Origin of the sequence: Actinacidiphila alni (assembly GCF_900112845.1) — a bacterium.
GTDB classification, from domain to species: Bacteria; Actinomycetota; Actinomycetes; order Streptomycetales; family Streptomycetaceae; genus Actinacidiphila; species Actinacidiphila alni.
In genome coordinates this window covers 699,128-709,956 of the sequence record NZ_FONG01000001.1, presented here as the reverse complement: position 1 = coordinate 709,956, position 10,829 = coordinate 699,128, and the positions used below count along the sequence as shown (strand labels likewise).

The 10,829-nt window shown below is 72.1% G+C and carries 9 protein-coding genes; 4 read left to right on the top strand and 5 right to left on the bottom strand.

Annotation, left to right across the window (positions count from 1 at the left end; genetic code table 11):
• Positions 1-572, top strand: a 572-nt coding sequence (locus BM076_RS02870; protein ID WP_093711681.1) for a LutC/YkgG family protein, incomplete at its 5' end; no start/stop codon positions are given.
• On the opposite strand, the gene BM076_RS02865 is transcribed toward BM076_RS02870, so the two are convergent.
• Positions 544-918, bottom strand: a complete 375-nt coding sequence (locus BM076_RS02865; protein WP_093711680.1) for a DoxX family protein — start codon at positions 916-918, stop codon at positions 544-546. The genes BM076_RS02870 and BM076_RS02865 overlap by 29 nt on opposite strands.
• 89 nt (positions 919-1,007) lie before the next feature.
• Complete coding sequence (locus BM076_RS02860; RefSeq protein WP_245795658.1) at positions 1,008-2,822, bottom strand: ABC transporter ATP-binding protein; 1,815 nt, start codon at positions 2,820-2,822, stop codon at positions 1,008-1,010.
• Between the two features lie 95 nt (positions 2,823-2,917).
• Between BM076_RS02860 and BM076_RS02855 the strand changes: the two genes are divergently transcribed.
• Positions 2,918-3,403: a MarR family winged helix-turn-helix transcriptional regulator gene (locus BM076_RS02855; protein WP_093711678.1), complete on the top strand. Its 486-nt coding sequence runs from the start codon at positions 2,918-2,920 to the stop codon at positions 3,401-3,403.
• A gap of 19 nt (positions 3,404-3,422) precedes the next feature.
• Here the strand turns inward: BM076_RS02855 and mscL are convergent, their stop codons facing one another.
• A complete protein-coding gene (mscL, locus tag BM076_RS02850; RefSeq protein WP_093711677.1) occupies positions 3,423-3,863 on the bottom strand; it encodes a large conductance mechanosensitive channel protein MscL in 441 nt (146 codons plus the stop codon).
• Between the two features lie 110 nt (positions 3,864-3,973).
• Positions 3,974-5,728, bottom strand: coding sequence for a carbohydrate-binding module family 20 domain-containing protein (locus BM076_RS02845; RefSeq protein WP_093711676.1), 1,755 nt, complete (start codon positions 5,726-5,728; stop codon positions 3,974-3,976).
• Positions 5,729-6,256: 528 nt separating this feature from the next.
• Here BM076_RS02845 and BM076_RS02840 point away from each other — a divergent pair.
• Both BM076_RS02840 and BM076_RS02835 read left to right on the top strand, forming a co-directional pair.
• On the top strand, positions 6,257-8,185 hold the full coding sequence (locus tag BM076_RS02840) for an ABC transporter transmembrane domain-containing protein (protein WP_093711675.1): 1,929 nt from the start codon (positions 6,257-6,259) through the stop codon (positions 8,183-8,185).
• Positions 8,182-9,963 carry an ABC transporter ATP-binding protein gene (locus tag BM076_RS02835; protein WP_093711674.1) on the top strand — a complete coding sequence of 594 codons (1,782 nt, stop codon included), beginning with the start codon at positions 8,182-8,184 and terminating at the stop codon, positions 9,961-9,963. The genes BM076_RS02840 and BM076_RS02835 overlap by 4 nt, the downstream gene beginning before the upstream one ends.
• Before the next feature lie 56 nt (positions 9,964-10,019).
• On the opposite strand, the gene BM076_RS02830 is transcribed toward BM076_RS02835, so the two are convergent.
• Positions 10,020-10,814, bottom strand: coding sequence for a metal-dependent hydrolase (locus tag BM076_RS02830; RefSeq protein WP_093711673.1), 795 nt, complete (start codon positions 10,812-10,814; stop codon positions 10,020-10,022).
• Positions 10,815-10,829: the final 15 nt, after the last annotated feature.

Sequence of the window (10,829 nt, the reverse complement as noted above, 5' to 3'; positions counted from 1 at the left end):
CCCGCGACTACCTCACCACCCACGCCCACCGCACCCCCCAGCAGACCACCGACCTGCTCGCCGACCACCTCACCGACTACCGCGCCCACGTCCACCACACCACCGCCGCCGGCCTCCCCACCACCATCGCCCGACTCCTGGCCGACCACAGAACCCGCAGCATCGTCGTCCCCCACGACCTGCCCGCCGGCTGGCTGGACGCCGTCCCCGACACCGTCCACCGCCACACCGACGACCCCGCCCAGACCCCCCAGGACCTCGACACCATCGACACCGTCATCACCGGCTGCGCCCTGGCGATCGCCGAAACGGGCACCATCGTCCTGGACGCGGGTCCCGACCAGGGGCGTCGTATCCTCACCCTCGTCCCCGACCACCACATCTGCGTCATCCACACCCCCGACCAGATCGTCGACTCCGTCCCCCAAGCACTCCCCCGCCTCACCCCCCACCACCCACAAACCTGGATCTCCGGACCCTCCGCCACCAGCGACATCGAACTCGACCGCGTCGAAGGCGTCCACGGCCCCCGCACCCTCGACGTCATCCTCGTGGAGCGGCGGAGCGGCTGACCTTGAGTGCCCACATCACCAGCGGGACCTGGACGGGGAGCCGGGCGTAGGCGGCGGCTTTGAGGGGCGCGGGGCGGTGGCGCCAGTCGTAGGCCATCTTGACGTTGGCGGGGAAGACGGCGGTGAAGAATCCCGCCGTGAGGAGCGCGCCGGCGCGGCGGGTGGCGGGATGGGCGACGGCGGCGGCCAGGGCGAGTTCGGCGACACCGCTGGCGCGGGTCCAGGCGCGGGGGCTGCCGGGCAGCGCCTCGGGCACGATCGCGTCGTACGGCGCGGGCGCGAGGAAGTGCGTGGCTCCGGCGCCGGCGAGCAGGCCGACGAGCAGACGGGTGGAACGTGCGGTCACCGGGCACCTCCTGAGCGGGCGGGCGGGTCCCGCCGCGCCCCTACCTTACTCGTGGGTAAGGTCCGGGCGGCGGGTGCACCGGCCGCCGGTCACGACCCGGTGGTGGCGAGCTGCGAGTCGCGCCGTACGAGGGCGGCGTAGCGGCCGTCGCGGGCGAGCAGGTCGTCGTGGGTGCCGCGTTCGACGATCCGGCCGGCGTCGAGGACCACGATCTGGTCGGCGTCGCGCACGGTGGACAGGCGGTGGGCGATGGTGATGGTGGTGCGTCCGGCCGAGAGCGCGTCGATCGCTTCCTGCACGTCGTGCTCGGTCCGGGTGTCGAGCGCGCTGGTGGCCTCGTCGAGGATGAGCACCGGCGGGTCGCGCAGGATGGTGCGGGCGATGGCCAGGCGCTGCTTCTCGCCGCCGGAGAAGCGGTAGCCGCGTTCGCCGACAAGGGTGTCGTAGCCGTCGGGCAGCCGGGAGATGTGGTCATGGATCTGCGCGGCCTCGGCGGCGGCGCGGATCTCGTCGTCGGTGGCGTCGGGCTTGGCGAAGCGCAGGTTCTCGGCGACCGAGGCGTGGAAGAGGTACGTCTCCTGGGAGACGACGCCGACCGCGTCAGCGAGGGTGTCGAAGGTCAGGTCGCGCACATCGGTGCCGTCGAGCGTCACCCGGCCGCCGGTCACGTCGTACAGCCGCGGCACCAGGTAGCTGAGGGTGCTCTTGCCGGAGCCGGTGGCACCGACGACGGCCAGGCTGCTGCCGGCGGGGACGGTGAGGTCGATGTCGCGCAGGGTCGGCTCGCCGGAGCCGGGTTCGTAGGAGAAGTCGACGTGCTCGAAGCGGACGTCGCCGCGCACCGTGTCCAGGGTCCTGGCGTCGGGGCGCTCGGTGATGTCGACGGGCAGGTCGAGGTATTCGAAGATCCGCTGGAAGAGCGCGAGCGAGGTCTGGACGTCCACACCGGTCGACAGCAGCGAGACGGCGGGGCGGAAGAGGCCCTGCTGGAGCGAGACGAAGGCGACGAGGGTGCCGATCGAGACGGCGGGGGCGCCGTTGGACATGGTCAGTCCCGCCGCCCAGTAGAGCAGCGCGGGCATCGCCGACATCACGATGCCGATGATGGCCATCCGCCAGCGGCCGGACATGCTGGAGCGCACCTCGAGGTCGACCAGCCGCTCGGACTCGTCGGCGAAGTCGCGGGTCAGGGAGTCGGAGCGGCCCATCGTGCGGCCGAGCAGGATGCCGCTGACCGACAGCGACTCGGTGACGATCGCCGACATCGCGGCCATCTGGCGCTGCCGGTTGGTGGCGATCCGCTTGCGTTCGCGGCCGACACGGCGCGCGATCCAGACGAAGACCGGGAGCAGCAGCAGCGAGACGATCGTCAGCCGCCAGTCGAGCGCGAGCATGGCCACGACGGAGGCGACGACGGCGGTGAGGTTGGAGACCAGGGAGGTCGCGGTCGAGGTGACGGTGGCCTGCATGCCGCCGATGTCGTTGGCGATCCTGGACTGCACCTCGCCGGTCCTGGTGCGGGTGAAGAAGGCCAGCGACATGCGCTGGAGCCGCTCGTAGACGGCGGTGCGCAGATCGTGCATGACGCGCTGGCCGACGGTGGTGGAGATCAGCGTCTGGAGGACGCCGAAGACCCCGGAGGCGACGGCGGTGGCGATCATGCCGAGGGCGAGCAGGCTCAGCAGCCCGGTGCGGCCCTGCGGGATCGCGGTGTCGAGGATCGCCCGCAGCAGGAACGGCGAGGCGACGGAGACGAGGGAGGACAGGCCCACCAGGACGCCGACGAGGGCGAGGCGGGCGCGGTAAGGACGGAACAGCCGCAGAATGCGGCGCACGTCGGTGGGAGTGTCGGGATTCTTCTTCGGTGGCGTCCACCGGGAGGCGAGTTCGTGTTCGGGGCGCAAAGGACTCCTTGGAGGTTCAGGGAAGCACTGTCGTAGAGAGTATAGGTCATTGTTACCTATACTCACAATGGACATTGTCCTGATACGCTCGACCCATGGAATCCCGCACGACCGCGCCCGCCGCCGCCACCTCCGGCGCGACCGTCACGGCCGGACCCGACGAGATCACCGGGCGGCTGGCCGACCAGCTGATCCGGCTGAGCCGTCGCCTGCACCGGTCCCAGCGCGACCTCATGGAGCCGCTGGGCGTGACACCCGCCCAGGGGCGGCTGCTGCGCGCCCTGGCGCACTACGACGAGCCGCCGCGGATGGCGGACCTCGCCCAGCGGCTCGGCGTGGTGCCGCGCGCGGTGACGACGCTGGTGGACGCGCTGGAGGCGCAGGAGCTGGTGCGGCGGGTCCCCGACCCGGCGAACCGCCGGGTGATCCGGATCGAGGTGACCGAGGCGGGCGGGGCGGCACTGCTGGAGCTGCGCCGGGTCCGCCGCGCCGCCGCCGCCGAGCTGCTCGCGCCGCTCGACGACGGCCAGCGCGCGGCGCTCACCGCGCTGCTGGCCGCGCTCGACGAGGGGACCGACTGAGCGGCCGAGCCGCCCCGGATCACTCCGCCAGGTCGGCGGGGGCCGTCTGGCCACCGATCTGCGGGCCGACCTTCGCGGTGCACGCGCTGCACCGGGTGGCCGCGGTCGGTATCGCCGTCAGGCACTCCGGGCACTCGCGCATCGGGGCCGCGGCGGCCTTGGGGAAGAACTTCTCCTGCAGCCGGTTCATCGGCAGCACGACCAGGAAGTAGATCACCGCGGCGACGATGACGAAGCTGATCACCGCGTCGATGAACGCGCCGTAGGGGAAGGTCACGTCGGAGACCGTGAACTTCTGGGCGGCGAAGTTGCCCGTGGCGCCCGAGGCGAGGCCGATCAGGGGCGTCAGGAACGCCTTGACGAACGCGGTCACCAACGCGGTGAAGGCCGCGCCGATCACGATGCCGACCGCGAGATCGACGACGTTGCCGCGCAGCAGGAAGGTCCGGAAGCCTCTCATGGGTGGGGGTCCCCTCTGTAGTCAGGTCGGTGGTCAGGAATTCGGAAGACCACAGTGTGCCGTTCCTGACGGCAGAGGGGTAATCGGCTGATCGGATCGCGGTCGGCCGGTCAGTTCCGCCAGGTGTCGTTGAGCGTGACGGTGCCGGTGGACGGCACGGTCGCCGTCCGGTTGGCGCCGGATTCCCACGTCACACCGCCGCCGGAGTCCTTCCGGATGTACTTGTACTGGAACGACGTTCCGGCGGGCAGCTCGACGTCCAGCTTCCACACCGGGTAGCTCGCCGAGGACAGCGGCAGGGCGCTGCCGGTGTTCCAGTTGCCGAGCGTCGCGTTGTCACCGACGACGTAGATGTTCTGCCCCCAGACGGTGTCGGCGTTCACCGCGAAGGACGCGCCGGTGGAGGGGTTGGTGCTGCCTCCGGTGCTGCCGCCCGTGGATCCGCCCGTGGTGCCGCCCGTCGAGGTGCCGCCGCTGGCGCACGGCGCACCCGTGTAGAGCGCGACCGCGTCGTTGGAGCCGATGGTGGCGGTGAAGCGGCCGTCCGCACCAACGGTGTAGGTGGCGCCGCTGTGCTGCACGTCGCAATAGGTGCCGGCGGGCAGCGAGGTGGTGAAGGTCTGGGTCAGCGACCCGCCCTCGTGGTTGATGGCGACATAGCCCTTGCTGCCCCGGCCGAAGGCGATGGCGTTGTTGCCGTTGGACCACCAATTGGTGACGGCGGTGCCGGAGACCGCGTTGCGGAAACCGACCATGCCCGCGATCTGCGGCCAGGCGTGCTGGCACTTCCAGCCGTCGGAGTAGCAGGCGTTGACGGTGCCGCCGTTGGGCGGACCGGCGTCGTTGTTGGAGAACTCGTAGCCGGAGTAGACGTTGGGCGAGCCGTACGGCCAGGCCAGCATGTAGATGTTGGCGAGGGTGTAGGTGGCGTCGTTCTTGTAGCTGAGTGTCGAGCCGTTGCGCTCGGTGTCCCAGTTGTCCACGAAGGTGCGGGCCTTGTCGCTGGGAAGATAGCCCGCGCCCCACGAGGCGCCCCAGTTGCTGAGCGAGGCGAGTTTGTCGCCGATGAAGATCCGCTTGAGGTCGAAGGCGCCCTGGAAGGCGTCCACGTCACCGGTGTTGACGTACTCGCCGGGCTGTACGGCCTCGCCCGCGCCGTAGATGACCTCCTGCGCCCAGTAGACGGACGGGTTGCTGAGCTTGGCCTTGATGGCGGCCAGGTCGGTCTCGGCCATGTGCTTGGCCGCGTCGATCCGGAAGCCGTCGACGCCGAGCGTGAGCAGGTGGTTGAGATAGGCGGCGATGGTGGAGCGGACGTAGTCGCTGCCGGTGTCGAGGTCGGCGAGGCCGACCAGCTCGCAGTTCTGGACGTTGTTCCGGTCGCCGTAGTTGGTGATGTCGCTGCGGCAGGTGTGGAAGTCCTGGTCCTGGTAGTAGCCCGGGTAGTTGTACTTGGTGTAGCCGGAACCGCCGGTGCCGGTGCCCGAGCCCGACGTCATGTGGTTGATCACCGCGTCGGCGACGACCTTGACGCCGGCGCTGTGACAGGTGCTGACCATGTGCTGGAAGGATGCCTCGTTGCCGAGGCGTCCGGCGATCTTGTAGCTGACCGGCTGGTACGAGGTCCACCACTGGTCGCCCTGGATCTGCTCCGAGGCCGGGGAGACCTCGACGTAGCCGTAGCCGTCGGGGCCGAGGGTGTTTGTGCACTCCTTCGCCACCGAGTCGTAGGACCACTGGAAGAGTGTCGCGGTGACGTCCTTGCCGCCCGGCGGGGTGGCGTGCGCCTGCTGCGAGGAGAGGGCGAACAGGCCGGCTGCCGCGACGACAGCGGCCAGCGCGCCGTTCAGGACGCGGGATCTCATGGGCGGCTCCTTCGGTGTACGGGCAGGGATCTGCCCTCGAAGGCAGCCACGCGCCTGGCCGCCGGGTGGGGGGTGGGAGCGCCGCGGTCCGGGGGCCGCGGGGTTCCGCCCAGGAGCTTCCCGCCGTCTCTGCGTACGCGTCAAGATGTCGGCGGAAGGTCTTTCGCCGACTTGCTGAAAGCACTTGCCACCGTGAACGGCGGCGCGCGGCCTCGTACTTCATGGCGGGTTCCGGTCGCCGGTGCTGCCGCGCGACGGAAAACCGGTTGACCCGCTACGGCCCGCGAGGCGAGCCTTGCACCTCTCCGGGCGGATTCCGGCGGCGCGGTCACGCGGGCCCGGCCGCCCGCGTCCGGTGCTTTCAGAACACGACATCCCGACATAGCGACATCGCGATCCGACGACATGGCGACATCTCGACATGTCGTCGGACGCCTGCCCTTGCGACGCCGTCAACCGACCAGCCACCAGCCGACCAGCCGCCATTCGCCAGCCGCCATTCGCCGTCCGCACCGACCCCAGGACACCATGCCGTCCCTCAGCAAGCTTCCGCTCTCCGACCCGGGCGTCCCCGACGCGCGGTCGGGATTCCGCTTCCTGCTCTGGCTGGAGATCCGCCAGTGGCGGGGCCAGGTGGCAGCCGCCGCGTGGGGCACCCTCCACATGGCGGCCGTCGCGTCGTTCCCGGCGGCCGTCGGCATGGCCGTGCAGTCCGTCGTCGACCGCTCCGGCAGCCGGCTGGCGCTGTCCGGTGCCCTGATGCTGCTGCTCGGTGTGCTCACCGCGCTCGGCGACACGATGCTGCACCGCACCGCCGTCACCAACTGGATCAGCGCCGCCGCCCGCGTCCAGCAGCTGCTGGCCCGCAAGACCGTCGAGCTGGGCTCGGTGCTGACCCGGCAGGTCGCGGCGGGCGAGGTCGTCGCGGTCAGCACCGGCGACGTGGAGAAGATCGGCTGGTTCGTCGAGGCACTGGCGCGCTTCACGTCCGCACTGCTCGCCACCGTCGGCGTGTCCGTCGCGCTGGTGGTCTACGAGCCCGCGCTCGGCGTGATCGTGGCCGCCTCCCTGCCGGTGCTGGCGCTCGCCGTGCTGCCGCTGCTCCCGGCCGCGACCAGGCGCGCCGATCTCCAGCGGGAGAAGGCGGGCAGGGCCACGGAGCTGGCGTCCGACACCGTCGCCGGGCTGCGGGTGCTGCGCGGCATCGGCGGCGAGGATCTCTTCCTCGACCGCTACCGGCACGCCTCCCAGCAGGTCAGGACCGCCGCGGTGCACAGCGCCCGGATGTGGTCGCTGATCTCGGCCGTCCAGGTGGTGCTGCCGGGGCTGCTGCTGGTGGCCGTCGCCTGGGACGGGGCCCGGCTGGCGCTCGACGGCCGGATCTCGGTGGGCGCGCTGGTGACCGTGTACGGCTCGGTGGCCTTCCTGCTGTTCCCGCTGCGCAATTTCGAGGAGATCGCCATGGCCTGGTCCTTCTCCCGGCCCTCGGCGAAACGGGCGGCGCGGGTACTCGCGCTCAGCCGCGAGTCGGCGGGCGGCGGCGCGACGGATCCGGACGGGACCACGGAGCACGCCCCCGCTCTTTCCGCGGGCATCCATCCCGACGAGGCGGGCGCACTTGTCGGCGAGCTGTACGACCCGGCGTCCGGGCTGCGCGTCCCGGCCGGGCTGCTGACGGCCGTGGTGTGCGGCGACCCGGACGCCGCGGGTGTGCTGGCCGACCGGCTCGGCGGCCACAGCCCCGACCGGGCCGAGGGCGAGCCGTCCGCGCTGCTCGGCGGGCGGGCGCTGGACGCACTGCCGCTGGCCGCGGCCCGCGCGGCCGTCCTCGTCCAGGACAAGGACCCGGTACTGCTGTCGGGGACACTGGCCGAACTGCTCGACGTGCCCTCGTCCGGCAAGGTCGCCGCGGACCAGGCGCTGGAGGCGGCGCAGTGCGCGGACGTCCTGGACGCGCTGGCGCAGTCCGCGGCGGATCCGGCGGGGGTCGCGGGCGACCCGATGTCGGCGCGGATCACCGAACGCGGCCGGTCGCTGTCCGGCGGGCAGCGTCAGCGGCTGGCGCTGGCCAGGTCGCTGGTCACCGACCCGGAGGTGCTGGTGCTCGACGAGCCGACGTCGGCGGTCGACGCGCACACCGAGGCCAGGATCGCCCGCGGCCTCAAGGAGCTGCGCGCGGGCCGGACCACGGTGGTCCTCACCTCCAGCCCGCTCGTCCTCGACCGCGCGGATCTGGTGGTCTTCGTCGACGAGGGCACCGCCACGTCCCGCGGCAGGCACCACGACCTGCTGCGCATCGACCCCCGCTACCGGGCGGTGGTCACCCGCGAGACCGAACCGGACACCGGTGCCGAGGGCCCCGCCGGGCCGGAGACCGGTGCCGAGGGTCCTGCCGGGCCGGAGACCGCCGGGCCCGATGCCCGCACCCCGCTGGAAGCGATGGAGGAGTCCGCATGATCGGCGTGCGACCGCCGGAGTACGACCCGGCCGCGCCGCAGCAGAGCGCGACGCTGCCGGTCGGCTCCCCCGCGACGGTCCGCGGCTATGTGCGCGAGCTGGCCGGGCGGCACCGTCGCGACTTCGCCGTGCTGGTGGCCGTCAACACCGTCGCGGTGCTGGCCTCGATGGTGGGGCCGTATCTGCTCGGCGGGCTGGTGCAGGATCTGTCCGACGGCCACCGGGACATCCCTCTCGGGCGGACCGTGGTGCTGTTCCTGACCGCGCTGGCGGTGCAGGCGTACTTCGTCCGGCTGGTGCGGCTGCGCGGGGCGATCCTCGGCGAGGAAATGCTGGCCGATCTGCGCGAGGACTTCCTCGTCCGGTCGGTGGGGCTGCCGCCCGGCGTGCTGGAGCGGGCGGGCACCGGCGATCTGCTCTCCCGGATCACCACGGACATCGACCGGCTGGCGAACGCGATGCGCGAGGCGGTGCCCGAGCTGGCCATCGCGCTGGTCTGGGCCGGGCTGCTGCTCGGCGCGCTGACCGTGACGTCGCCGCCGCTGGCCCTGTCGGTGCTGGTCGCGCTGCCGCTGCTGCTGGCCGGCTGCCGCTGGTACTTTCGGCGCGCACCGTCGGCGTACCGTTCGGAGGCCGCCGGATACGCGGCGGTGGCGGCCGTGCTGGCCGAGTCCGTGGACGCGGGCCGCACCATCGAAGCGCACGGTCTCGGTGACCGCCGCGAGCGGCTGTCCAGGACCCGGATCGGTCAGTGGGTGGCCTGGGAGCGGTACACGATGTGGCTGCGCAGCGTGCTGTTCCCGGTAATCAATCTGACGCACGCGCTGATCCTGACCGCGGTGCTGATGATCGGCGGGACCTTCGCCCTCAACGGCTGGGTGACGGTCGGCGAACTGACCACGGGCGCGCTGTACGCGCAGATGCTGGTGGACCCGGTCAATCTGATCCTGCGCTGGTACGACGAGCTGCAGGTCGCCCAGGTGTCGCTGGCCCGGCTGGTCGGGGTGCGCGAGGTCGCCGCGGCCGAGTCGGACGGGACGGTCACGCCGGACGGCCGCGAGGTGGCCGCCGACGAGGTCCGCTTCGGCTACCGGGCGGGCAGCGATGTGCTGCACGGGGTGAGCCTCCATGTGCCGCCGGGCACCCGGCTGGCGCTGGTCGGCCCGTCCGGTGCGGGCAAGTCCACGCTCGGCCGGCTGCTCGCCGGGATCTACGCGCCGCGCGCGGGCGAGATCACCCTCGGTGGCGCGGAGCTGGCCCGGATGCCCGCGGAACGGGTCCGCGAGCATGTGGCGCTGGTCAATCAGGAGCATCACGTCTTCGTGGGCACGCTCCGCGACAATCTGCGGCTGGCGCGGGCCGGGGCCGACGACGAGGAGCTGTGGCAGGCGCTGCGCGCGGTGGACGCCGAGGACTGGGGCCGTGCCCTGGAGGACGGCCTCGACACCGAGGTCGGCTCGGGCGGCGCGGTGCTCACCCCGGCGCAGGCGCAGCAGCTCGCGCTGGCCCGGCTGGTCCTCGCCGACCCGCACACGCTGGTGCTGGACGAGGCGACCTCGCTGCTCGACCCGCGGGCCGCTCGCCATCTGGAGCGCTCGCTGTCCCGCGTGCTGGACGGCCGTACGGTGATCGCCATCGCGCACCGGCTGCACACCGCCCATGACGCGGATGTGATCGCGGTCGTGGAGGACGGCCGGATCAGCGAGCTGGGCAGCCACCACCAATTGGTGGCCGCCGACGGCGCCTACGCGGCGCTGTGGCGTTCCTGGCACGGCTGAACCGACGGGGGCCCGGCGGCAGTGCCGCCGGGCCCCGCTGCCGTGGGTCGGCGCCGTCAGCCGATGACGCCCAGCGCGCCGAGCGCGCAGCCGCCGCCCGCCAGGAAGAACACCGGGGTGAGCACCTTCAGCTCCACCCAGCTGCCGGCCCGGAAGCGCATGAAGCGGGGCGGGCCCATCGGGTACCAGCGGCGACGGCCGATCGGGAGCGGCCACAGCATCGGGCAGCCGGAGACGGTGAGCGCGTCGCCGAGGCAGTGCACGATCGAGCCGAGCACGATCGGCAGGCCGATCCAGAGGTAGTGCTGGCCGGGGTCGGTGAACAGCCAGTCCTTGCCGTTGCCCGGGTCGTCGAGGACATCGGCGAGCACCCAGGCGCTGGTGGCGCCGAGCAGCCAGACCAGGATGTCGCTGGACATCCGGGCCTGCCGCCACAGCAGTCCTTCGACGGCGAGCACCATGTGCACGAAGAGGATGCCGAGCACCACCCACCGGCCGCCGTAGACGGCCGCCGCCGAGAATCCACCGCCTATCAGCACCGCCCAGAACCATGTGTGCGTCAGGGTGCGGTGGCCGCCCGCCCGGCGCGGGTCGCCGGCCTTCCTGGTCGCCTTGTAGACGGCGTGCGACAGGTGCTCGATGACCTTGCACAGCAGACGGGAGATCGGGCCGAAGGCGCGCGAGATCGTCGCCGCCTGATGGTCCAGGTCCGGGGCGAGGGCCGCGCCCGCGCAGATGAGCGCACCGACCACGAGCGTCGGCCAGGGCATGGCGTGATCCATGCCCGCCGCGACGGCTCCGACGGCCAGCCAGGCCGCCGCTCCGGACAGTGAGTGCGCAGGTCCCATCATGGTGGTGCTCAGCCC